16 protein-coding genes and 1 tRNA gene are annotated in these 24,322 nt (G+C 69.9%); 12 read left to right on the forward strand and 5 right to left on the reverse strand.

Annotated elements, in window-relative coordinates; translation table 11 throughout:
• Window positions 1–126: 126 nt before the first annotated feature.
• Complete coding sequence (locus AB0H54_RS00495) at window positions 127–1,596, reverse strand: glutamate synthase subunit beta (RefSeq protein WP_355283809.1); 1,470 nt, start codon at window positions 1,594–1,596, stop codon at window positions 127–129.
• The gene (gene gltB / locus AB0H54_RS00500) at window positions 1,589–6,241 is read right to left on the reverse strand and encodes a glutamate synthase large subunit (protein ID WP_357341821.1); all 4,653 of its coding nucleotides are present in this window, start codon (window positions 6,239–6,241) and stop codon (window positions 1,589–1,591) included. The genes AB0H54_RS00495 and gltB overlap by 8 nt, the downstream gene beginning before the upstream one ends.
• A 948-nt stretch (window positions 6,242–7,189) precedes the next feature.
• On the opposite strand from gltB, the gene AB0H54_RS00505 reads away from it, so the two are divergent.
• The gene (locus tag AB0H54_RS00505; RefSeq protein ID WP_357341823.1) at window positions 7,190–9,022 is read left to right on the forward strand and encodes a DUF4407 domain-containing protein; all 1,833 of its coding nucleotides are present in this window, start codon (window positions 7,190–7,192) and stop codon (window positions 9,020–9,022) included.
• Between the two features lie 163 nt (window positions 9,023–9,185).
• Here AB0H54_RS00505 and AB0H54_RS00510 read toward each other — a convergent pair whose 3' ends face one another.
• Window positions 9,186–10,703, reverse strand: a complete 1,518-nt coding sequence (locus AB0H54_RS00510) for an MFS transporter (RefSeq protein WP_357341825.1) — start codon at window positions 10,701–10,703, stop codon at window positions 9,186–9,188.
• Window positions 10,704–10,784: 81 nt separating this feature from the next.
• Here AB0H54_RS00510 and AB0H54_RS00515 point away from each other — a divergent pair, with 81 nt between their 5' ends.
• The 6 genes from AB0H54_RS00515 (at window position 10,785) to AB0H54_RS00540 (ending at window position 17,609) form a co-directional block, all read left to right on the forward strand.
• Window positions 10,785–11,330, forward strand: a complete 546-nt coding sequence (locus tag AB0H54_RS00515; RefSeq protein WP_357341826.1) for a TetR/AcrR family transcriptional regulator — start codon at window positions 10,785–10,787, stop codon at window positions 11,328–11,330.
• Window positions 11,331–11,506: 176 nt separating this feature from the next.
• Window positions 11,507–13,111, forward strand: a complete 1,605-nt coding sequence (locus AB0H54_RS00520; protein WP_357341827.1) for an adenylate/guanylate cyclase domain-containing protein — start codon at window positions 11,507–11,509, stop codon at window positions 13,109–13,111.
• A gap of 254 nt (window positions 13,112–13,365) precedes the next feature.
• Entirely contained in the window at window positions 13,366–14,250 is an 885-nt protein-coding gene (locus AB0H54_RS00525) for a hypothetical protein (protein WP_357341828.1), read from the forward strand.
• A complete protein-coding gene (locus AB0H54_RS00530; RefSeq protein ID WP_357341829.1) occupies window positions 14,247–15,326 on the forward strand; it encodes a DUF4129 domain-containing protein in 1,080 nt (359 codons plus the stop codon). Before AB0H54_RS00525 ends, AB0H54_RS00530 begins: the two co-directional genes overlap by 4 nt.
• A complete protein-coding gene (locus AB0H54_RS00535; protein WP_357341830.1) occupies window positions 15,323–16,309 on the forward strand; it encodes a MoxR family ATPase in 987 nt (328 codons plus the stop codon). Before AB0H54_RS00530 ends, AB0H54_RS00535 begins: the two co-directional genes overlap by 4 nt.
• Before the next feature lie 4 nt (window positions 16,310–16,313).
• On the forward strand, window positions 16,314–17,609 hold the full coding sequence (locus AB0H54_RS00540; protein WP_357341831.1) for a DUF58 domain-containing protein: 1,296 nt from the start codon (window positions 16,314–16,316) through the stop codon (window positions 17,607–17,609).
• A gap of 78 nt (window positions 17,610–17,687) precedes the next feature.
• Here AB0H54_RS00540 and AB0H54_RS00545 read toward each other — a convergent pair whose 3' ends face one another.
• On the reverse strand, window positions 17,688–18,434 hold the full coding sequence (locus AB0H54_RS00545) for an RDD family protein (protein WP_357341832.1): 747 nt from the start codon (window positions 18,432–18,434) through the stop codon (window positions 17,688–17,690).
• Window positions 18,435–18,452: 18 nt separating this feature from the next.
• On the opposite strand from AB0H54_RS00545, the gene AB0H54_RS00550 reads away from it, so the two are divergent.
• From AB0H54_RS00550 to AB0H54_RS00565, 4 genes are all read left to right on the forward strand, one after another.
• A complete protein-coding gene (locus AB0H54_RS00550; RefSeq protein ID WP_357341833.1) occupies window positions 18,453–19,487 on the forward strand; it encodes a stage II sporulation protein M in 1,035 nt (344 codons plus the stop codon).
• 829 nt (window positions 19,488–20,316) lie between these two features.
• Window positions 20,317–20,940, forward strand: a complete 624-nt coding sequence (locus AB0H54_RS00555; RefSeq protein ID WP_357341834.1) for a methyltransferase domain-containing protein — start codon at window positions 20,317–20,319, stop codon at window positions 20,938–20,940.
• Between the two features lie 78 nt (window positions 20,941–21,018).
• On the forward strand, window positions 21,019–21,867 hold the full coding sequence (locus AB0H54_RS00560) for an alpha/beta fold hydrolase (RefSeq protein WP_357341835.1): 849 nt from the start codon (window positions 21,019–21,021) through the stop codon (window positions 21,865–21,867).
• The gene (locus AB0H54_RS00565; protein ID WP_357341837.1) at window positions 21,864–22,400 is read left to right on the forward strand and encodes a TetR/AcrR family transcriptional regulator; all 537 of its coding nucleotides are present in this window, start codon (window positions 21,864–21,866) and stop codon (window positions 22,398–22,400) included. The genes AB0H54_RS00560 and AB0H54_RS00565 overlap by 4 nt, the downstream gene beginning before the upstream one ends.
• A gap of 56 nt (window positions 22,401–22,456) precedes the next feature.
• Here AB0H54_RS00565 and AB0H54_RS00570 read toward each other — a convergent pair.
• Window positions 22,457–22,542 (reverse strand) — tRNA-Leu (locus AB0H54_RS00570).
• A gap of 219 nt (window positions 22,543–22,761) precedes the next feature.
• Here AB0H54_RS00570 and AB0H54_RS00575 point away from each other — a divergent pair.
• On the forward strand, window positions 22,762–24,174 hold the full coding sequence (locus AB0H54_RS00575) for a DUF3662 and FHA domain-containing protein (protein ID WP_355275388.1): 1,413 nt from the start codon (window positions 22,762–22,764) through the stop codon (window positions 24,172–24,174).
• The last annotated feature ends 148 nt before the right edge of the window (window positions 24,175–24,322 follow it).

Here is a 24,322-nt window from a genome sequence, read left to right on the forward strand (position 1 = left end):
CTTCTAGTCAGTTGTGATCAACTTACATGGTCTACTACGAAATCTCGAGTCGTGGACGCGATCTTCCCCGATACAGCAAGGCGCCCGCGGACTCGGAAGTCCGCGGGCGCCTTGGTGGTTCGTGCGTCAGCGCTGGGCGACAGCCGTCGGCGGGATCGGCGCGGGCAGCGCGGTCTCGCCTTCCAGGAACTTGTCCACCGCCGAGGCCGCGGCGCGGCCCTCGGCGATCGCCCACACGATGAGCGACTGGCCACGGCCCATATCGCCGGCGACGAAGACGCCGGGGATGTTGGTGGCCCAGTTCTTGTCCCGCTGCACGTTGCCACGGCCGTCGTAACCGACGCCCAGGTCGGTCAGCAGGCCCGGCTTCTGCGGGCCGACGAAGCCCATGGCCAGCAGCACCAGGTCGGCCTCGAGGGTGAAGTCGGTGCCTTCGACCTTCTCGAACCGGCCGTTGGCCATCTTGACCTCGTGCGCCTCGAGCCCGGTGACCTTGCCGTCCTTGCCGACGAAACGCTCGGTGTTCACGGAGAACACGCGCTCGCCGCCCTCCTCGTGCGCCGAGGACACCCGGTACATGAGCGGGTAGGTCGGCCACGGGGTGGAACCGGCGCGCTCCTCCGGCGGACGCGGCATGATCTCGAACTGGTGGACCGACTCGGCACCGTGGCGGTGCGAGGTGCCCAGGCAGTCGGCGCCGGTGTCGCCACCACCGATGATGACGACCTTCTTGCCCTTCGCGTGGATGGGCGGCAGGCCGTTCTCGTCGGTGATGTCGTCGCCGAGCTGGACGCGGTTGGCCAGCGGCAGGAACTCCATCGCCTGGTGGATGCCGTCGAGCTCGCGGCCCGGGATCGGCAGGTCGCGGGCGATGGTCGCGCCACCGGCGAGGACGATCGCGTCGAACTGCTCACGCAGCTGCTCGGCGGTGATGTCCACACCCACGTTGACGCCCGCCTTGAAGATGGTGCCTTCGGCCTCCATCTGCGCCAGGCGGCGGTCGATGACCGACTTCTCCATCTTGAATTCCGGGATGCCATAGCGCATCAGGCCGCCGATGCGATCGTCGCGCTCGAACACGGTCACGGTGTGACCGGCCCGGGTGAGCTGCTGGGCGGCGGCCAGGCCGGCCGGGCCCGAACCGACGACGGCGATCTTCTTGCCGGTCAGGCGGGTCGGGTACACCGGGGTGACCCAGCCCTCGTCGAAGGCGTTCTCGATGAGCTCGACCTCGACCTGCTTGATGGTGACCGGCTGTTGGTTGATGCCGAGCACGCAGGACGCCTCACACGGAGCCGGGCACAGGCGGCCGGTGAACTCCGGGAAGTTGTTGGTGGCGTGCAGGCGGTCGATGCCCTCGCGCCAGGCACCCTTGTACACCAGGTCGTTCCACTCGGGGATCAGGTTCCCCAGCGGACAGCCGTTGTGACAGAACGGGATACCACAGTCCATGCAGCGGCTGGCCTGCTTCTGCAGGGAGTCGTGCGAGAACTTGTCCTCGTAGACCTCTTTCCAGTCGAGCAGTCGCAGCTCGACCGGTCGGCGGGTCGGGAGTTCCCGAGAGGTGTGCTTCAAAAATCCCTGAGGATCAGCCACGAGCGGCCTCCATGATCGCTTCGTCCACGTCCTTGCCGCTCTTCTCAGCTTCGGAGATGGCGAGCAAAACCTTCTTGTATTCGCGGGGCATGACCTTCACGAAGTGGTTCACCTGCTGGGACCAATCGCTCAGGATGCGTTCGGCCACAGCCGAACCCGTTTCGTCGCGGTGAGTGGTGATGATGTCGCGCAGCCAGGTGAAGTCGTCACCGGAGAGCTGCTCGATCGCCTCCGCCTGATCCGGGCTCACGCGCGCGGGCAGCGTGCCCTCCGGGTCGTAGACGAACGCGACACCACCGGACATACCGGCGCCGAGGTTGCGGCCGGTGCCACCGAGGATCACCACGCGGCCACCGGTCATGTACTCGAGCGCGTGGTCGCCCACACCCTCGACGACCGCGGTGGCGCCGGAGTTACGGACGGCGAACCGCTCGCCCGCCACACCGTTGATCAGGATCCGGCCGCTGGTCGCGCCGAACATGATCACGTTGCCCGCGATGATGTTGTTCTCGGCGACGAAGCCCTCCGGCGCGGTGAGCGACGGGCGGACCACGATGTGACCACCGGACAGACCCTTGCCGACGTAGTCGTTGGCGTCACCCTGCACGCGCAGCGTGATGCCGGCCGGGACGAACGCGCCGAAGCTGTTGCCCGCCGAACCGTTGAAGGTGATGTCGATGGTGTTGTCGGGCAGGCCCGCGCCACCGTAGAGCTTGGTCACCTCGTGGCCGAGCATGGTGCCGACCGTGCGGTTCACGTTGGTGATCTTGGTTTCGATCTTGACCGCCTGGCCACGCTCGAGCGCGTCGGCGCTCTGCGCGATCAGCTCGTTGTCCAGCGCCTTGTCCAGACCATGGTCCTGGGTGCCGGTGCAGCGGGTGTTCTGGTTCATGAACGCCGTCTCCGGCATGTCCAGAATCGGCGACAGGTCCAGCTTGGCGGCCTTGAAGTGCGCCTTGGCCTTGCTGGTGTCGAGCAGGTCGACCCGGCCGATGGCCTCGTCGAGCGTGCGGAAGCCCAGCTCGGCGAGCAGCTCACGCACCTCCTCGGCGATGAACAGCATGAAGTTCTCGACGAACTCCGGCTTGCCGGAGAAGCGCTCGCGCAGCACCGGGTTCTGGGTCGCGATGCCGACCGGGCAGGTGTCGAGGTGGCACACGCGCATCATGATGCAGCCCGAGACGACCAGCGGAGCGGTCGCGAAACCGAACTCCTCGGCGCCGAGCAGGGCGGCGATCATCACGTCGCGGCCGGTCTTCATCTGACCGTCGACCTGGACCACGATGCGGTCGCGCAGGCCGTTGAGCAGCAGGGTCTGCTGGGTCTCGGCCAGGCCGAGCTCCCAGGGGCCACCCGCGTGCTTGAGCGAGGTCAGCGGCGAGGCGCCGGTGCCGCCGTCGTGGCCCGAGATGAGCACGACGTCGGCGTGCGCCTTGGACACACCGGTGGCGACGGTGCCGACACCCGGCTCCGCGACGAGTTTCACGTGAATCCGCGCCTGCGGGTTCGCGTTCTTCAGGTCGTGGATCAGCTGCGCCAGGTCCTCGATCGAGTAGATGTCGTGGTGCGGCGGCGGGGAGATCAGGCCGACACCCGGCGTGGAGTGCCGCACCTCGGCGACCCACGGGTACACCTTGTGCGCGGGCAGCTGGCCGCCCTCGCCCGGCTTGGCGCCCTGGGCCATCTTGATCTGGATGTCGGTGGCGTTGGTCAGGTAGTGCGCGGTGACGCCGAAGCGACCCGACGCGACCTGCTTGATCGCCGAACGACGCCAGTCGCCGTTCTCCTCGACCTCGAAGCGAGCCGGGCTCTCGCCGCCCTCACCGGAGTTCGAGCGGGCGCCCAGGCGGTTCATCGCGATCGCCAGGGTCTCGTGCGACTCGGCCGAGATGGAGCCGTAGCTCATCGCGCCGGTCGAGAACCGCTTGACGATCTCGGCGGCCGACTCGACCTCGTCGATCGAGATGGACTCGCGCTGACCGGTCTTGAACTTGAACAGGCCACGCAGCGCGGCCAGTCGCTCGGACTGATCGTCGACCAGCTTGGTGTACTCCTTGAAGATCGAGTACTGACCGCTGCGGGTCGCGTGCTGCAGCTTGAACACCGTGTCCGGGTTGAACAGGTGGTACTCGCCCTCACGCCGCCACTGGTACTCGCCGCCGACCTCGAGCTCGCGGTGCGCGCGCTCGTTGCGGTTCTCCAGGAACGCGGTGCGGTGGCGGATGGCCACCTCTTCGGCGATCTCGTCCAGGCCGATACCGCCCAGCGGCGAGCGCAGGCCGGTGAAGTACTCGTCGACCAGGTCCTGCGCCAGGCCGATGACCTGGTACAGCTGGGCGCCGTTGTAGGAGGCGAGGGTGGAGATGCCCATCTTGGACATCACCTTGAGCACGCCGTTGCTGGCCGCGGTGCAGTAGTTCGCGACGGCCTTGCGGTAGTCGGCGGCCAGGTCACCGGTCGAGCCCGGGATCTGCAGCGAGCCGCGCTCGAGCATGTCCTCGATGGTCTCGAAGGCCATGTACGGGTTGATCGCGGCCGCGCCGAAGCCGACCAGCATCGCCATGTGGTGCACCTCGCGGGCGTCACCGGCCTCGACGACCAGGCCGACCATGGTGCGGGTGCGCTCGCGCACCAGGTGGTGGTGCACCGAGGAAGTGAGCAGCAGCGACGGGATCGGCGCCAGCTTCTCGTTGGACTCGCGGTCGGACAGCACGATGATCCGCGCGCCGCCGTCGATGGCCGCCGACACCTGGGTGTTGATCGCGGCCAGCGCCTTGCGCATGCCCTCGCCGCCCTCGGCGACCGGGTACAGGCCGCGCACGACCACCGAGCGCAGCTCGGCGTGGCTGCCGTCGTCGTTGATGTGGACCAGCTTGGACAACTCGTCGTTGTCGAGGATCGGCTGCTCGAGCGCGATCTGCTTGCACGACTCGGGGCCGGGGTGCAGCAGGTCGGCCTCGGGGCCGATGTTGCGCTTGAGGCTGGTGACGACCTTCTCCCGGATGGCGTCCAGCGGCGGGTTGGTGACCTGCGCGAACAGCTGGGAGAAGTAGTCGAACAGCAGGCGCGACCGGTTCGACAGCACCGCGATCGGGGTGTCGGTACCCATCGAGCCCAGTGCCTCGCCGCCGGTCTTGGCCATCGGCGTGATCAGCAGGTTCAGGTCCTCGGTGGTGTACCCGAAGATCTGCTGACGGATCAGCACGCGGTCGTGCGACATGTGCACGTGCGGGCGGTCGGGCAGGTCGGCCAGGCGGCTCACGCCTGCGTCGAGCCACTCCTGGTACGGCTGCGCGGCGGCCAGCTCGGACTTGAGCTCGTCGTCGGTGACGATGCGGCCGGCCTCGGTGTCGACCAGGAACATCTTGCCCGGCTGCAGGCGGATCTTCTGGACCACGGTGGAGGGGTCGATGTCGAGGACGCCGACCTCGGAGGCGAGCACGACCAGGCCGTCCTCGGTCACCCAGATGCGACCGGGGCGCAGGCCGTTGCGGTCGAGCACGGCGCCGATCTTCTTGCCGTCGGAGAAGCAGACGGCGGCCGGGCCGTCCCAGGGCTCCATCAGCATGGAGTGGTACTCGTAGAACGCCCGCCGCTGCGGGTCCATGTTCTCGTTGCGTTCCCAGGCCTCGGGAATCATCATCAGGATCGCGTGGTGCAAGTCACGGCCACCGAGGTGCAGCAGTTCCAGCACCTCGTCGAAGCGCGCGGTGTCACTCGCACCCGGCGTACAGACGGGGAAGATCTTCTGCAGGCGGTTCTTGCCCGCCTCGTCCTTGCCGAACACGTCCGAACGCAGCAGCGCCTCACGCGCGCGCATCCAGTTCTCGTTACCGGTGACGGTGTTGATCTCACCGTTGTGGGCGACCCGGCGGAACGGGTGCGCCAGCGGCCACGAGGGGAAGGTGTTGGTGGAGAAGCGCGAGTGCACGATGCCGATGGCCGACTCGACGCGCTCGTCCTGCAGGTCCAGGTAGAACGCGCGCAGCTGCGGCGTGGTGAACATGCCCTTGTAGATGAAGGTCTCGCCGGACAGGCTCGGGAAGTACACCGATTCCTTGCCGACGGAGCCCTCGCCGGAGCCGGACTTGCCGAGCTCGTGCTCGATCCGCTTGCGGATCACGTAGGCGCGACGCTCCAGATCCAGGCCGGAGAGCTGCTCGGCCGAGTTCTTGGGCGAGCCGATGAACAGCTGCCGGAAGGTCGGCATCGCGTCGCGGGCCAGCGCGCCGAGCGAGGACTCCTCGATCGGCACCTCGCGCCAGCCGAGGACCGCGAGGCCCTCTTCGACGACGATCTTCTCGACACCGTAGGCGGCACGCGATGCCTCGCGGCGGGACTGCGGCAGGAAGGCGATACCGGAGGCGTAGGAGCCGACCGGAGGCAACTCGAAGTCGACGACCGCGCGGAAGAACTTGTCCGGAAGCTGGATCAGGATGCCCGCGCCGTCGCCGGAGTTCGGCTCGGCACCGGCGGCACCGCGGTGCTCCAGGTTCAGCAGGGCCGTGATGGCCTTGTCGACGATGTCTCGACTGCGTCGTCCGTGCATGTCGGCGACGAACGCGACGCCGCAGGCGTCGTGCTCGAATGCCGGATCGTAGAGCCCGGTGACACCGGGTGACCTGTGGCCAGGAAGTTGCGTCATGCCTCTGCCTTCAAGAAAGTCGGCTGTCGATGAATCGGCCGCCCGTTGAGTTGGGCCCTTCGTCGTTTCGCCTCCGTCAAGACTGCGTCCGTACGATCCGAAACCAGCGGCGATGATGGTTTGCGGCGTGCAGTCACGTCTCCAGTTGTCCACCCGCTTCGTTGACGTAGTGGGTGCTCAGAGGTAACGGAACGCTTACACATCCCTTACCTCCGTGCGGGGTTCACCCGCTAGTCTTGGCCCGGTTTCACCGGACCCCGAAACAGGTGGTTGTGCCGAACAGGGGTGCGTTCGGCGTAAGAGCAAACGATAAGTCAGACCGCAGACCCAACCAACTAAGGTCGTGCTAAGAAACCTGTCTAGCTGGGGTTTGTAACGGCGGCATGCTTCGTCGCGCGCGTCGTCCAGTGTAAAGCAGAGCGGGGGCCGGATCGATCCCGAACAACCCGCGCCGACCTGCGCGAACACCGTGGCGGAGCAGGTCCGAAACACTTGTTGGCGCCGGGCCGAAAGCTGAACTCACCTGCACCGCAGCAGAATTCCCAGACAATGCGCAGGTCAAACCTGCGCGCTCCGCTAACCGGGACAGAACCGGTGAGATATTTCCGACAGCGGCTCCGACGTGGCCTCGCAGCCATCCGACCGTACGGTCTGTATCACGATTGTGCGACACAGCACACTGCTGGCTAATTCTGGAACAGTGGCGTTCGCCACAAAGGGGCCTCTACCAACCGGTAGGTACGGATCGCCGGGGTCGACACGCCGAAGTGGCCTGGGCATGTGACCTACACCGCCGGCTCGCGACGATGCCGGGGCCCTACTACTGTGAGGCTGACCACAAGGGGGTCCTCGACACTCGGTGTGTCGGGTCGCTGCCTGTCACGCTGACACAACGAATCCATGACAGTTTCGCCATGCCCAGTGGAGCGCACGACCCGGGAGAACCCAATGACCGGCACACTCACCTGGCTCGGCGGAGGCCTCGCCTCGCCCCGGCGCCGGGATTCCGAAACGGGCTCCGACCTGGCCTACAACCATGAACAGGGCGGCTACGTCGTCACCGGTGCCGCCGTGCTGTTGTTCGCCGCGGTCGCGGGCATCGTCACCGCCGCCGCCCTCGCCGCCGCCGACGGGATCGGCGCGTTCGCCGTCGTCGCGCTCGCGCTGGTCGTCGCCGTGGCAGCCGCCGCGCTCGGGCGCGCGCTGGCCACCACCCGGCCCGGCGCCGCCGACCGGGTCGGCACCGCCGCGCGGATCGGCGTCGGCGTGCTGGCCGGCGTGCTCGTCGCCGAGCTGGCCTCGACCGTGCTGCTGGGCGGCACCGTGGACCGGGAACTGGACGTGCGGGCGCAGGCGAGCGCCGAGAACGCGCCGGTCGTCGTCGCCGCGCGGACCGAATTCGACCGGGCGAGCGCCGATCGCGCCGCGCTGGACGTGAGCATCGCCAAAGCACAGGCCGATATCGACCGCGCGCTGGTCATCGCCCGGTGCGAGTACAACCCGACGCCGGAGTGCCCGCAGACCAGGATCACCGGCGTCCCCGGCCGCGGGCCCGAGGCCCAGACCGCCAACGACATGCTCGACGACTCCCGGAAACAACTCGCCGCCGCGCAGGCCCGCACCGACCAGCTCGACCAGCGGGTCCGCACCGAGTCCGCCGAGCTGGCCGCCGCCCGCGCCACCGCGTTCGCCGAGGCCGACCGTGGGCTCGGCGCCCGCTGGCTGGCCATGAACGGCTACACCACCGACCACGCCGGGGCCGGCGCGCTGCGCGTGCTCATCCTGCTGGCCGGTGTCCTGCTCGCCCTGCTTCCCCTGCTGCTGCGCTGGTGGCGGGGGGAGACCTCGCTGGACCGCCGGGTCGATGCCGAAGAGGTCGCCGACCGGGCCCAGCGCGAGGCCGACGCCGCGATCGCGGTGAAGCGGGCCGAGGTGCGCACCGAGGCGGCCGCCCTGCGCGCCGACCACGAACTCACCTCGGCGCGCCTGGCGATCGAGGCCGACACCGTCATCGATCGGGAACGTCAGCGCACCAGGATCATCGCCGCCATCGGCGGTTTCGAGCTCGGGATCACCGAGCCGCATCGAAAGGACGACTCCGTGGCTCTGGAGCCGAACGTCTCCCAGCAGCAGCTGCCCGCCGGGTACCTGCCCAACGCACTGCCCGCGGGCGCGCCGCAGGCCGGTGCGCTGGTCCCCGCCCAGCCGGTGGTCGCCGCCGCGCCCGCGCAGGCGCCGACCGGGGGCGGCGGACTCGAGCTGCCGATCATCGGCACCGTGCCGTTCACCGACACCGCCGCCCGCTGGATCCGCCCGCTGGTGCCCTCGTTCGTCGCCAACGCGATCGACTCGGCCACGCACCCGCTGCGCACCGCGCGGCAGGCGTTCGAGGAGGTCGAGGAGGTCACCTTCACGCTGCGCCGCAGCCGCAAGGTCACCGTCGACACCCAGGACTCGCAGGCGCAGCAGCAGATGATGGTGCCGCCCGGCTACCAGCTGCCGGGTCAGCCCGCGCAGGGCTACCTGCCCGCGGGCTACCCGCAACAGGGTGCGCCGCAGTACAACCCGTACGCCCAGCAGATCGCCTCGACCGTTGTCGACGCACCGTCGACCAGGTACCACCCGGACCCGCGCCAGTACCAGGCCGCGCCGAACTACACCGCGCTGCCCGCAGGTCAGGGCAACACCCTGCCGACCGCCGACGGCTACGGCGAGCTCCCCGGCGGCAACGCCAACGAGCTCCCCGGCGGCGGTCAGCGTCAGCTGCCGCCCGCCCGCTGATCCACGGGTCGGCGACGAGGGGCTCGCCGAAGTCGGCGCCGACTCACTCGGCAGGGCCTTCGCGGCCGTCCGACCGACCCCGCCGCCATCGACGACGCGGCCGAGGCGATCCGGCGAAAGCAAGCCGCCGTGGGGCCGGATCGACACCGACCCCACGGCGTACTCACGCGCGGGTGTTCCTCGTGCGTACCGCGCTGTAGGCGGCGAACAGCAGCACCGCGACGATGCCGAGCACCGTCAGGTGGATACCGCTGACGAACGCCTGGTGCGCGGAGGACAGGAACTCCTGCGCCACCGTCGCCGGGAGCTCACGGGCGACCTCGACCGCGCCGCTGAGCGAACCGGACGCCGTCGCCACCGCGTCGTCCGGCAGCAGTGACAGGTCGAGGCCACGGCGGAAGATCGCCATCACGGTGCTGCCGAGCAGGGCGACGCCGAGCGCGAGACCGGTCTCGTAGGCGGTCTCCGAGATCGCCGCCGCGGCACCGGCGCGCTCCTTCGGCGCCGAGCCGACGACCAGGTCGGCGGCCACCGTCATGGCCACACCGACACCGAGGCCGATGCCGACGAAACCGAGCACGAACGCCTCGGCGCCGCTGGCCACGTCGACCAGCAGGAAGGCCGTCGTGCCGACCGCCGTCGTCACCAGCGCACCGGCCAGCACGACCGCGGCGCGCCAGCGCCGCACCAGCCATGCCGCGGCCAGTGAGCCGAACACGCTGGCCGCGAGTCCGGGCAGCATCAGCAGACCCGCCTCCAGCGGCGAGCGCCCGAGCACCAGCTGCAGGTACTGCGAGCCGAAGAACAGCACACCGGCCAGCGCGAACACCGCGAGCAGGTTGGTGAACACCGCGACCCGGAACCGGGGCAGCGCGAACAGCCGCAGGTCCAGCATCGGGTCGGCCAGGCGACGCTGCCTGCGCACGAACAGCACACCCGCGACCACACCGGCCAGGCCGACCAGCAGCGGGCCCACCGTCGGGCCGTGCGCGGCGGTCTCCTTCACCGCGTAGACCACCGGGACCAGCGCCAGCATCGACAGCACCGCGCTGAGCGCGTCGAACCGGCCCGGATTCGGGTCCCGCGATTCGGGGATGAGCACCGGCGCGAGCACCAGCAACAGCAGCATGACCGGCAGGTTCACCAGGAACACCGAGCCCCACCAGAAGTGCTCGAGCAGCCAGCCGCCGACCAGCGGACCGGCCGCGGCGCCACCGCCCGCCATCGCGCTCCACACGCCGATCGCCAGAGTGCGCTGCCGCGCGTCCTGGAACATCGAGCGGATCAGGCCCAGCGTGGCGGGCATCAGCGTGGCACCGGCGACACCCTGCAGCACGCGGGCCGCGATGAGCATCTCGGGCGAGACCGCCCAGGCGGCCAGCGCCGAGGCGATGCCGAAGCCGACGGCGCCGATCAGCAGCAGCCTGCGCCTGCCGATCCGGTCGCCGAGGTTGCCCATCACGACCAGCAGGCCGGCGAGCACGAAGGAGTAGACGTCGATGATCCAGAGCAGCTGCGGTGTGCTCGGTGCCAGGTCGGCGCTGATCGCGGGCACGGCCAGGTCGAGCACGGTGGCGTCCACGGCGAGCAGCAGCAGGGCGAGAGCCAGCACACCGAGGCCGGCCCACTCGCGCGCGGTGGCACGCGGCGGAGCCGAGGCGGTGGTGACGGGGGTGTTCATCGGTTTCTCGACTTTCTGAGTTGGTAAACCGTCCAGACGGTACAGTAACAGAAAAACCGTCCAGACGGTACAGTGATTGCCGTGAGCCCCGGCACCCGCGACCGCATCCTCGACGCCCTGGAGACCCTGCTGCTCGAACGCGGCGCGGCCCAGATGACCCTCGACAACGTCGCCGCCGCGGCGGGCGTGTCCAAGGGCGGGCTGCTCTATCACTTCCGAAGCAAGGACGCTCTACTCGTCGGCCTGGTCGAACGACTCGGTGAACGCGCCCACACCCAGCTCGCGGAGATGCAGGCGGGCGGCACCCCGGTCGCCGAGTGGTACCTGCAGACACCCGACCCCACCACCCAGGCCGACGCCGTCGAACTCGCGCTGTACCGCTCACTGCTGGCGACCATGCGCACCATCGACGCCTCGGCGGGCAGCGAGCCCGACGAGGTGCAGACCGCCCTCGACGGCGTGATGACGGCCTGGTCGGACGGCCTGGACGACGAGGTGGACGACCCCGTCCGCGCCGACACCATCCGCCTGGTCGGCGACGGGGTCTACCTGCGCGCCCTGCTCGGCCTGCCGCAGGTCGATCCCGCCCGCTACCGCGCCGTCGTCGACCGGCTGCTCGAGCGCTGAGTACACATTTTCAGTGGACATATGTACTCCGAAATGAAATCGGCGGGCGCGGGACACACACGATGCCGTATCGCGGCGGAAAACAGACCACTGACTGGTCATATAGCCGACACCATCGGCCAGTGACCTGGGCTACACATTGTCGCGACTCTCGATACTCGGTTTACAGTGCGTGAGTGATCCACAGCAACGGACCGAAGCGCGCGGCGCCGTGGGGCTCACCGCTGCTCGGTCCGGTCGAGGAGAAGTCGTCCATCCGGCGGGTCCGCGTGCAACTGCTGCTGACCGTGCCGTTGCTCGTGGCCAACCTGATCGGCATCGCGATGATCGTGGTGCTCGCCGGCTTCGTGCTGCCCGGCCCGACCGTCTTCACCAGACAACTGCTGCTGATCAACGCCGTCTTCACGCCGCTGTGCGCCGTCGTCGCGCTGGCGGTGGGCACCGTGTGGGGCACCCTCGCCGGCCTGCGCACCATGCGCTGGGCCACCGACCCCGACCACGTACCGACCCCACCCGAGCAGCGCGTCGCGGTCTCGGCGCCGCGCTGGATGGTGTTGCAGCAGGCGGTGCTGTGGACGCTGGCACTGGTCACGCTGACGATCGTCTACGGCGTGGTCGATCCGGCGCTGATCCCCAAGGTGGTGCTGTCCATCGGCGCGGCGGGCATCGTGGTGTGCGCCAACAGCTATCTGATCGTGGAATTCGCGCTGCGGCCGGTGACCGCTCGGGTGCTCCAGGCCGACCCGCACCGCCGCCGCGGCATCGGCGTGTTCGGCCGGACCATGCTGTCGTGGCTGGTCGGCGTCGGTATCCCGGTGGCGCTGTCGATGATCGTCGCGGTGTGGGCGCTGGCCGATCCCGCGGTGAGCAAGGCCAGGCTGGCGGTCTGCGTGCTCAGTCTCGGCGGTTCGGCGCTGCTGTTCGGGATGCTGCTGATGGCCCAGGTCGTCGCGGCGACGGTCGCCCCGATCAAGGGAGTGCGTCAGGCGCTGCGCCGGGTGGAGGACGGCGATCTCGACACCGAGGTCACCCTCTACGACGGCACCGAACTCGGTGACCTGCAGAGCGGTTTCAACCGGATGGTGCACGGCCTGCGCGAGCGCGCGCTGATCGAGGACCTGTTCGGCAAGCACGTCGGCCACGATGTCGCGATGGCCGCGATCGCCTCCCAGCCGGTGCTCGGCGGTACCGAGACCGAGGCCGCCGCCCTGTTCATCGACATCATCGGCTCGACGACCATGGCCGCCACCCGGCCCGCCCCCGAGATCGTCGGCATCCTCAACCGCTTCTTCGACATCGTCGTCGACGAGGTCGAACGGCACGGCGGCCTCCTCAACAAGTTCGAGGGCGACGCCGCCCTCGCCGTCTTCGGCACCCCCGCTCCCCTCCCCGACCTGGCCGGCTCGGCCCTGTCCTGCGGCCGCGCCATCCAGCGCAGGCTCCGCGACGCCTCCGACCTCGACGCGGGCATCGGCGTCGCCGCCGGCCGGGTCGTCGCGGGCAATGTCGGCACCCACAACCGCTACGAGTTCACCGTCATCGGCGACGCCGTCAACGAGGCGGCCCGCCTGTGCGAGCTGTCCAAGAACTACGACGAACGCCTCCTCAGCTCGGCCACCACCCTCGCCGGCGCCGCCGACTCCGAGACCGCCCACTGGAACCTGGGCGACACCGTCACCCTCCGGGGCAGATTGACCCCCACCCACCTGGCCGTCCCCAAGCTCTCACCGCACACCCCGGACCCGACGACCGCGACCGCCCAGTCGACCGAGTTGCACTGAGTCGGCCGAACAACAACTGTCCGCCTTCCCAGCCCCGCACGCCCCGACCTCGAGGAGGGGCAGGCCGACGAAGTCGGCCGTCGCGGCCGTCCCGCCGATCAGGCGCCGTGGCGTAGGCGACGCAGGAGCAAGCCACGGTGCCTGATCGGCGGGACAGGAGGGGCCGCGACTCGAGCGCGCCAGCGCTCCAACAACCCAGCGCGGCCGCGACTCGAGCGCGCCAGCGCTCCAACAACCCAGCTAGACTCGCCGACGTGCGTCCCGCCGTCGAAGCGGTCGGCGCCGTCGGGGCGGGAATCGATCCGGCACCGGCGTCCGCGCCGACGCCGCCCTCTCCGCCGACGGTACCGATCCGGCCCCTGCGTTTCCGCGAACTGCTCGACGAGCCGTTCGCCCTGATCCAGGCCCATATCCGGGCGCTGGCGGCGCTCGGCGGGAGCGTGCTCGTGCTGGCCGTGCTCGGCGTGCTCGGGGTGACCGGCCTGGTCTCGCATCTGACCGACGGCTCCGACGCGGGCACGGCGTGGGCCGCGATCCTCGGTTCGGCGGCGTTCATCTGGCTGTCGCGCCTGGTGCTGCGCGGCGCGACGGTCGCGATCGCGCTCGCCGATTTCGGCGGGGTGCGCTACGGCGCGCTCGCCGGGGCGCGGGCGGCCGCGCGACGTGCCGGTCCGCTGGTGCTCGCGCAGATCATGTTCTCGCTCACCGGCATCGGTGTGCTGCTCGTCGGCAGTCTGCTGATCATCACCTATCCGCTGGCCCTGCTCTGGTTGTCGCACGTGCGGGCGCGGCGGTTCGTCACCGAGCCGGTGATCGTCGGCGAGCACGCCGGATTCGGCGCGGCGGTCGCCCGGTCGAAGGAGCTGGTGCAGGGCGCCGATTGGACGGTGGCGGGCCTGTGGCTCACCCAGCGGGTCATCTTCGCCGTCCTCGCGGTGCCCGCGTTCGGTGTGCCGTTCTATCTGTCCGACTTCTCCGGCACGCATCGCTGGGCATTCATCACGCTGCTGGTCGGCGGTCTGCTGCTGGTGGTGACGGTCGGCGAGATCGTCGAGGCGACCAGCCGGGCCGTCTGCTACATCGACCGGCGGTGCGCGCGCGAGGGCATGGACATCCGGATTCCGGGTGAGACCCGGTGACCGGCAATCCCTTTCCCGACCACGGCGCCCCGCCGCCGGAGCGGTCCCCGGTGCCACCACACGGCGCTCCGGCACCGCCACGTCTCGGTGCCGCCGCCGAGCATCGCGCCGCCGCCGAGCAGGCCGCGCATCGCCGTGACTACGACAGCGCGCTGCGGGAACGCTTCCGCGCCGTCCTGCGCGCCCTCGAACAGGGCGGCACCCTGCCGGTCCGCCGCTCGCGCACCGCGCAGGAGACCGCCGACGACGCGACCACCGCGCTCCCGCTGGAACAGTCCACCGAATTGCACCCGGCGGCGCGCAGTTTCGACGAGGTCGTCTACGGCGGCCGCGCCGCCACCGAGGACGAGTACCGCAGGCTCGAATACGCCGACCGGTACTCCCAGTCCGCGCCCCCGCCGGTCGCCGAACCGGTCGAACTCGAGGTCGTCGAGCGCGCGCCCAAGCGCCGCAGGCAGCTGCCGCCGCTGCCCGCGCTGCTGCGCAGTCCCAAGTTCTGGGCGACGGTCGCCGCCGTGCTGGCGCTGGGCCTGCTGCTGTACGCGACGCTGCAATCGTGCGGCGCGCCCGACGCGCCGCCGCCACCCGAGATCCCCGACCTGCCGGAACCACCCGATCCGCCCGATGATCCGGACTACGACCCCGATTTCGGCGCGGGCAAGGACTCGATCTTCACCAGCCTGCCCGCCTGGCTGGCCTTCGGCGGCTTGCAGTTGCTGATCGCCTTCGGCGTGCTGCTGTGGTGGCGCGGACGCAGGCGCGGCGCGCTCGTCGGCGAACCGCGCCCGGTCGAGGTCGCCGCGAACGAACTGCTCGCGGGCCAGGCAGGCCTGTACCGTCGCTCCGGCGACGTCGAGCACGTGGCCGGCACCCTGCGCACGGCGACGCTGCGCCGGATCCGCCCCCGCCTCGGCGCCCGCGACCTGACCGACGACCAACTCGTCGGCGCCACAGCGGCCCGCCTCGGCGCGCCCGCCCAGCAGATCGGCACCGTCCTGTTCGGCCCGGTACCGGACGAGACAACCCTGTATTACGTTGCCGCACACCTCGAATGGATCGAGACGGAGCTCGGATGACCGACAACACTGTTCTGCAGAAATCGCCGAGCGCGGCCGAGGCCGGTGCGGCGCTGGCCGCCCTGCGCACCGAGATCGGCAAGGCCGTGGTCGGCAACGACCAGGCCGTGCTGTACCTGGTGCTCGCGCTGCTGTGCCGTGGCCACGTGCTGCTGGAAGGCGTGCCGGGCGTGGCGAAGACGCTGCTGGTGCGGGCGCTGGCGACCTCGCTGGCGCTCGACCACGCCCGGGTGCAGTTCACGCCCGATCTGATGCCGGGCGATGTCACCGGTTCGCAGATCTACGACCCGCATTCGGCCGAGTTCACCTTCCGGCAGGGCCCGGTGTTCACCAACCTGCTGCTGGCCGACGAGATCAACCGCACCCCGCCGAAGACCCAGTCCTCGCTGCTGGAATCGATGGAGGAGCGCCAGGTCTCGGTGGACGGCAGGCCGCGCCCGCTGCCGGATCCTTTCGTCGTCGTCGCGACCCAGAACCCGATCGAGCAGGAGGGCACCTACCCGCTGCCCGAGGCCCAGCTCGACCGGTTCCTGTTCAAGGTCGACATCCGGCTGCCCGACCGCGACGACGAGTTCCGCATCCTGCAGCGGCACGCGAGCGGCTTCGATCCGCGTGATCTCGGCGCCGCCGGGCTGCGTCCGGTGGCCGGTCCCGAGCACATCGCCGCCGCGCGCGCCGCGATCGCGCAGGTGACGGTGAGTCCCGAGGTGCTGGCCTACATCGTCGACCTGTGCCGCGCCACGCGCAGCTCACCCGCCGTCGCGCACGGCGCCTCCACCCGTGGCGCGACCGCGCTGCTGGCGGCCGCGCGGGCACTGGCCTGGCTGAACGGACGCGGCTACGTGACGCCCGACGACGTGAAGACCGTGGCGGTCGCGGTGCTGCGGCACCGGCTGCAGTTGCGGCCCGAGGCCGAGCTGGACGGGGTGAGCACCGAGGGCGTGCTCTCGTCGTTGCTGGTCTCGGTGCCGGTTCCGGTATAGCGGCGTGGTCGTCACAGGCCGGTTCGCGCTGCTCGCGGCGATCGCGGGCGCGCTGGTGATGTTCCTGATCCCGTCGTGGGTCGGCGTGGTCGGCGCGAGCGCGGCGCTGCTCGCGCTCGCCGTGTTCGACATCGCCCTCACCGCGCGGGCCGACACGCTCACCCTCACCCGCGATCCGCTGACGGTGGTGCGGCTCGGCCGGGCCACCGAGGTGGAACTCGTCGTCACCAATACCGGCACCGCCACCGTGCGCGGGATGCTGTGGGACGCCTGGCCCGACAGCGCGCGGGCCGAGTACCGCACCCACCGGCTCGACCTCGCGCCGCGCACCCGCATCCGGTTGCGTACCGGGCTCACCCCCACCTATCGCGGTGATCGGGTGGCCGGTCCCGTCACGGTGCGGCTGCTCGGTCCGCTCGGGCTGGCGGGCAGGCAGTCGCGCGTCGAGGTGCCGGCCAGGGTGCGCGCGCTGCCGCCGTTCCGCAGCGAGCGGCTGCTGCGGTCGAAGGTGAAGCGGCTGCACCATCTCGAGGGCCGCAATGTCGCGAACACCCGCGGGCAGGGCACCGAGTTCGATTCCTTCCGCGAGTACGTGGCCGGCGACGATGTGCGCAGCATCGACTGGCGCGCCACCGCCCGCGCCGCCGACGTCCTCGTGCGCACCTGGCGGCCCGAACGCAATCGGCACGTGCTGATGGTGCTCGACACCGGCCGGGCCAGCGCCGGCCGCGTCGGCGACGGCACGCGCCTGGATTCCTCGATCGAGGCCGCGCTGCTGCTCGGTGGGCTGGCCGCGGCCGCGGGCGACACCGTCGACCTGCTCGCCTACGACCGGACGGTGCGGGCCGAGGTGACCGGCGCCGGCGGGCATCAGCTGCCGCTGAAACTTATGCACACCCTCGCCGGAGTGACACCGCGGCTTGTGGATACCGACACCACCGGCCTGGTGCGGACGGTGATCGCCCGGGTCCGCAGGCGGGCGCTCATCGTGTGGTTCACCAGCCTGGACGGTCCGACGGTCACCGAGCACCTGCTGCCCGCGTTGCCCACCCTCACCAAGCGGCACCGGGTCCTGATCGTCTCGGTCACCGACCCGGAGATCGCCGCCGCCGCCCGTGATCGCTCCACAGCGGACGCCGTCTACACCGCGGCGGCCGCCGAAACCGTGCTGGCCGAGCGGGCGCTCGTGCAGGAATCGCTGCGCAGGCGCGGGGTCGCGGTGGTCGCCGCCGCGCCCGATCAGCTGGCGGAAGCGCTCGCCGACGAGTACCTGGAGCTGAAGCAGTCCGGCTCCCTGTGAGTTGTGGACAACCGAGTTGTCCACCGGTACTCACAGCCCATCCACCGATCGACCAACACGTTGTGCACAGGGCACGGCTCAGCCGCGCGAAACCTGCTGTCGCCGAGCCAGAACCGCGCCGAGGACGTGGTACGGCGGGTATCCCGTCGGCACCGGGCGCCGCACGGCGGCGCAGACCGCCGTCACCAGCTGGGTGCCCAGGTGGTGCTGCGCGGCCGGGGTGAGCGTGCGCAACCTGGTCAGATACTGGCGGACCGCACCGGCCAGCTCGTCGGACAGGCCGCTCGGGTCGAGTTGCGCCGCCCAGCCGCTCAACCACGGCGGGGCGACGGCGAGCGCGGGCATCGGCAGGTTCTGGCGGGTGTGCACAACCACCGTTCCCGCGAGCACGTCGCCCACCCGCCTGGCGTCGCGCGAGCACAGTGAGCAGATCACCGCGACCGCGCCGAACGCGCCGAGCATCCAGAAATCCACAATCGCCCCGGCCAGCCCGCGGGTCAGCGCGTGCCGGAAGTCGATCGGCCCGGCGTCGGCGCGCACCACGCGCAGGCCGAAGGCCAGCTTGCCGATGGAGCGCCCGCGCGAGATCGTCTCGCTGCACACCGGGTAGACCATCAGCACCGTCACCAGGGTGACCACGAAGGTGACGTCGTACCAGGCCGAGTCGGCGTCGGCCGCGATCAGCACCATCACCCCGCCGTAGGCGAGCACGAACGCGAGCGTGAGCTGGATGACCAGGTCGAGCAGAAAGGCGCCCGCACGGCTGGGGATGCGCGCGATCGGGAGCTCGAGCGCGACCGCTTCGCCGGTGGTGAATTCCGCCATGTGGCTAGCATTCCCGATATGGACACCGATGCCTACAGCTGGGCGCATCAACGGTCGTGGCATCGGCTGGATCAGCTGGTCCGCCAGCGCAAGCTGTCCGGCGCGGAGGCCGACGAACTCGTCCGGTTGTACCGGGCGGCTTCGCAACAGCTTGCGAAGATCCAGGGCAGGCCGGCCGATCCCGACCTGATCGCCGGGCTCAGCGCGCTGCTCGCGCGGGCCAGGGGGCGGGTGCTGGCGGCCCGGTCGCAGCCGTGGCGCGAGGTCGGCCGGTTCTTCACCCGGCACTTTCCCGCGGCTGTGTATCGCGCGTGGCCGTGGTGGGTGGGGGTGACCGCGATCTTCCTCGCCGTCGCCGGGGTGATCGCGGTGCTTGTGGACAACTCCGCGGCGGCCCGCAAGGCCCTGGGGATACCCGAGGGCGACCTCGATATCGTCACCGGACCTGGGGGAACGTTCGAGACCTACTACACCGAGCACCCCAACGACGCCTTCGCCGCCCAGGTGTGGACCCACAACTCGCTGGTGTCGGCGATCGCGTTGTTCACCGGCGTGCTGATCCTGCCCGCTGTGTACGCCCTGTTCATGAACGCGCTGAATCTGGGGATAACCGGTGGATTGATGTCCGACGCGGGCCGGCTCGAATCGTTCTTCGGCTTCATCCTCCCGCACGGCACGCTGGAGCTGACGGCGCTGTTCATCGCCGGTGGCGTCGGGTTGAAGCTGGGCTGGACGCTGGTCGACCCCGGCCGCCGCAGCCGCGCGGCCGCGATGGCCAGGCAGGGCAAGGTGACCGCGACGGTCGCGCTCGGCCTGGTGGCGGTGCTGCTGGTGTGCGGTCTGCTGGAGGGCTTCGTGACTCCGAGTCCGCTGCCCGCGCCGGTGCGGATCGCCTTCGGGTTCGCGGCCGAGGCGGCATTCCTGTTCTACGTGTTCGGGATCGGGCGCCGGGTGGCCGACGAGCAAGACGCCGCGGCCGCGACGCCCGCCGCCCTGCCCGAACCCGCCGACCGCTGGCTGACGCCGACCGCAAAGTCGCTGGACCGGGCCTGAACTCGCATCTGCACGTGCATTTGAACGGCAGGCAACTCTGAGCACACCCCGCCGAAACGGCGCCGGACAATCGGCAGCTACGCGAGGTTACGAGATGGTGTCGAACTCCCCCATTTGAGTTCCGCTGGCCGCAGCGAGTCGGGCTCGAGCTGCGGCCAGCGTTACCGTCAACTGTACACAATCGTTATGCCCATGCAACCCCCAACGCGCAGGTCGGGCGTACTGATTGCGAACCAGCAAACATCTGTGAAGGCACCGATTTTCACAGTCTCAGCTAACTTCCGGCGCCACCTCACAGCGACCCCAACGCACACTGAGAATTCACCTGCGGCAAACCTTCGACAACGAGTCACCCACCCGATGCCACCGCACCTGGTGAATATTCCCGGTGGTTGCCGATGATCATGCAAACCCGCCCGCATAGCCGATCACCTGCGGATACGGCAACAGAATTTCGATTGCCTGACGCGAATCGCATTAAAAGAGACTCCAAGTTTGTTTACAGGGCTGCAAACAAGATCGGCACCTAGCAATCGAGCGGTAGCACCTGTCACGAGGCCGTAATTTGGACAAATGACCGGTTGCGAACCGGGCGCCGAACACCCCGAAATCAGCCGACGAACACCCCCGGATACCGCCCGCTCAGGGCAGTGTGATCTTCGCCTCACCAGGGCCGTCGGCGGTGGTCAACCCGATCCGGACGACCTCGATGCCGTGCCATGGAGCAGCGCCGCCGTGGGCGCCGGATCGAGCGGAACACGGTCGGGGTCCCGCGGTGGCTCGAACGAGCGCGCGGAAGGTGTCAGCACTCACGCCTACGATGAGCCGCATGCCCGGGGTCAAGGATCGTCTGCTCACGACCATCGCCGATCAGCTCGGTAATCCGCACGGAATGCTCGGCAAGGGCGTCGCTTTCGTTCTCAATCGGGGAAACCGGCGCGCCATCGCCGAGGCGGTCGCCGCGACGGGCGCGGACCGGGGCGCCACGGTCGCCGATATCGGCTTCGGCGGCGGTGTCGGGCTGACGCTGCTGCTCGACCGGGTCGGCCCCGACGGTGTGGTGCACGGCATCGAACCCTCGGCGGACATGCTCGCCCGCGCCCGCTCCGCCGCGGACCCCAGGCTCGTCCTCGCCGAGGGCACCCTCGCCGCGCTGCCGCTGCCCGACGCGAGCCTGGACGCCGCGATCACCGTCAATACCCTCTACTTCCTCGACGATCTGCCCGCCGCCTGTGCCGAGCTGGCCCGTGTCCTGCGACCGGGCGGCGCGGCGGTGGTCGGCATCGGCGATCCCGACGCGATGGCCAAGATGCCGTTCACGCCTTATGGATTCACCCTGCGGCCCGTCGCCGAGGTGGTCGCGGCGCTGTCCGGCGCCGGCCTGACGGTCGAGCAGCGGACGCTGCCGAACCCGCCGATTCCGCATCATCTGCTGATCGCACGCAAGGGCTGATTCCCCGCCGCATGGCGAACGGCGATCGCGGCCGTCCGAAGCCTTGACCGACCGGTCGGTCATAGCTACCGTCGGTCCATGGGGCCTGCCGAGACACTGACCGTTCCCACTCCGTTCGGCGACATCGCGGTGCATCTGCGCGGCCGGTCGCCCGGGGCGGCGCCGGGATTGCTCCTGCTGCACGCGAATCCGGGCGATCACCGCGACTTCGACGAGATCGTGCCCGCGCTGGCACCCGACTGGGCGATCGCGGCCGTCGACTGGCCCGGCTCGGGCGCGTCAACGGTGCGGGACCCGGAGCGGATCACCATCGACGCGCTGGCCGAGGTGAGCGTGCTGGTCGCCGCGGCACTGTCCGCGCACGGCTTCGGCGCGCTCACGGTGATCGGCAACAGCGTCGGCGGATACGCCGCGGTGCGGCTGGCCGAGCGCGCGCCGGACCTCGTACGCGGGCTCGTACTCGTGCAACCGGCCGGGTTCGCCCCGCTGAACTTCCTCACCAGGGGCTACTTCCATCTCGTCGCGAGCCGCGCGGTGGCGGGCCGATATGTCGTGCCGAACGCGCGGATGTATCTGGGTCCGCTCGATCGCGGCGGGGTGCGGGCCATCTTCGATCGGGCGGTGGCCGTGCCCGGAGATCCGGTGCGGCTGGCCGTATATCGCAGTCTCTGGCGCAGTTTCGACGATCCGCGCTTCGATCTGCCCTCGACAGGGCCACTGCTGGCCGGGGTACCGGTGCAGGTGGTGTGGGGGCGCAACGATCCGACGAATCCGTGGCTGCTGAACCGCCGCGGCGTCGCCGTCGCCCTGCCGCACGCCGCGGTATCGGTGCTCGCCACCCGGCACGAACCGTTCGCCGAGGCGCCCGTCCTCTTCCTCGACACGGTGCGGGACTTCCTGACCGCCTGTGCTGGAGTGGAATCATGAGATCGGCCGAGCCGGGACGCCGCGCGCTGCTGGCGGCGGGCCGCAGCCTGCTGTCCACCGAGGACCTGACCAAACTGTCGGTCAACGCGATCGCCGCCAGGGCGAACATGGCCAAGGGCAGTTTCTATCAGCACTGGCCCAGCCGCGAGGCCTACTTCGTCGCCCTGCACCGCGCCTTCCACGACCACCTCGACGACCTGGTCACCACCACCATCGCCGACCTCCCACCCGGCGAGCCCCGCCTCACCGCGGGCATCACCGCCTATCTCGACGGCTGCCTGGCCGACCCGGCCACCAAGGGCCTGCTCGTCCAGGCCCGCACCGACGCCGGCCTGGCCCCCGAGGTCGCCACCCGCAACGCCACCGCCGCCGCCCTCGTCACCGCCGACCTCACCGCCATGGGCTGGGACGACCCCACCCCCATCGCCACCCTCCTGGTCGCCGCCATCGCCGAAACCGCCCTCCAGGAACTGGCCACCACCACCCCGTCCCCACCCCTGCGCGAAGCCCTCCTCCGCCTCGTCCGCCGCTGACGAATTCCCCGGAAAAACGACTAGAGGCCCGATCCGGATGGATCGAGCCTCTAGTCTGGTGGGCGAAGGGGGACTTGAACCCCCACGTCCTTACGGACACTGGCACCTGAAGCCAGCGCGTCTGCCATTCCGCCACTCGCCCGAGCGACTGGAAAAATCTAACATGCCTCGCCGCTGAAAATAAAATCGACCCTCTGACCTGCGGCGATGCGAGCGGATTCGGCTCGGGAACCGGGGCGGTTCGCCGGGAGTTACAGGGTTGGAGGATCGTGGATATCATGCAAGGAACGTGGTCGGGTCCGGACACGCCGTAACCAGCGTGTCGACCTGGTCGGACACGCGCACCGAAGGGAGGGCTGTGATGGGCATCGTGTCGAGATTCGAGCGTCGCCTGCAGGGCGCCGTCGGTGATGTGTTCGCGAGGGCGTTCGGCGGCAGCGTCGTTCCCCAGGAGGTGGAGGCCGCGCTGCAGCGCGAAGCCGCAGATCAGATCCAGGATCTGGGCGGTGGGCACAAGCTCGCGCCGAACAGTTACGTGATCACGATCAACGAATCCGATCACGGAAAACTCGACGCCGATCACGACCTCACGACCAAGGCGTTCGCCAAACATCTGCAGGATTACATCCGCGAGCAGGGCTGGCAGACCTACGGCGAAGTACACGTGGCGTTCGAGGCATCACCTACGCTGCACACCGGAATGTTCAGAGCGAGCGGCCGCGTCGACCCCGACGCCGGTCGCGGGACCGCCCCACCTCGCCCCGAACCGCCACAACGACCCGCACACCCGCAACCAGGAGCTGGCCCCATGACGCACAACTCAGGCTACGAGCCGAGCCGAGAGCCCGCGGAGTCCGATCCACGCAATCGCGGGTACGCGCCGCCGCCCGCCGGCCGAGGTGCGGCTCCCGGCGGTGCCTACCCCGACGAGTACGGCCAGCAGGGCGGCTACGGCGCCCAGCCGGGCTACGGCGACGCCGCGTACGGCCAGCAGGGTGGCGAGTACCAGAACGGGTACGACAACGCGGGCGGTCAGGGTGGCTACGGCCAGCAGGGCGGCTACGGCGCCCAGCCCGGATACGGCGAGCAGGGCTACGACCAGCAGGGCGGGTACGGCCAGCAGGCCTACAGCCAGCAGGGCGGGTACGGGCAGCAGGGCTACGCCGAGCCCGGTTACGACCAGCAGGGCGGCTACGGCCAGCAGGGCTACGACCAGCAAGGCGGCTACGGCCAGCAGGGTGGGTACGGCCAGCAGGGGTACGCCGAGCCCGGTTACGACCAGCAGGGCGGCTACGGCCAGAACGGTTACGCCGACCAGGGTTACGGCCAGCAGGGCTACGCCGAGCCGCAGCAGGGTTACGGCCAGCAGGGCGGCTACGGCCAGGAGGAGCAGCAGGGCTACGGCCAGCAGGGCGGCTACGGCGCCCAGCCGCAGGGCTACGGCCAGGCACCCGCCGCCGGTGCCGGTTACGGCGCCGCGCAGTCCAGCTACTCGGCCACCCTCCAGCTCGACGACGGCAGCGGCCGCACGTACCAGCTCCGCGAGGGCAGCAACATCATCGGCCGCGGCCAGGACGCGCACTTCCGGCTGCCCGACACCGGTGTGTCGCGCCGCCACATCGAGGTGCGCTGGGACGGTCAGACCGCGATGCTCTCGGATCTGGGTTCCACCAACGGAACCCTGGTCAACGGCTCGCCCGTACAGGATTGGCAGCTCGCCGACGGCGACGTCATCCGGGCCGGACATTCGGAGATCCTGATCCGGATCGTCTGATCCCGTAAGCTGCGCGGTGCAGGTCACGAGTCGACGCCGTCGGCCCTATGATGCTGCCATCACACGCACGGCCCCGACCTCGGGGCCCGCAAGCCAGCACGCTGGTGGGGGTGGTTCGCCCCGCACCTGCCGTACCGACGTACCCGGG

It is taken from the genome of Nocardia sp. NPDC050718 (assembly GCF_040654235.1).
Classification (GTDB): domain Bacteria; phylum Actinomycetota; class Actinomycetes; order Mycobacteriales; family Mycobacteriaceae; genus Nocardia.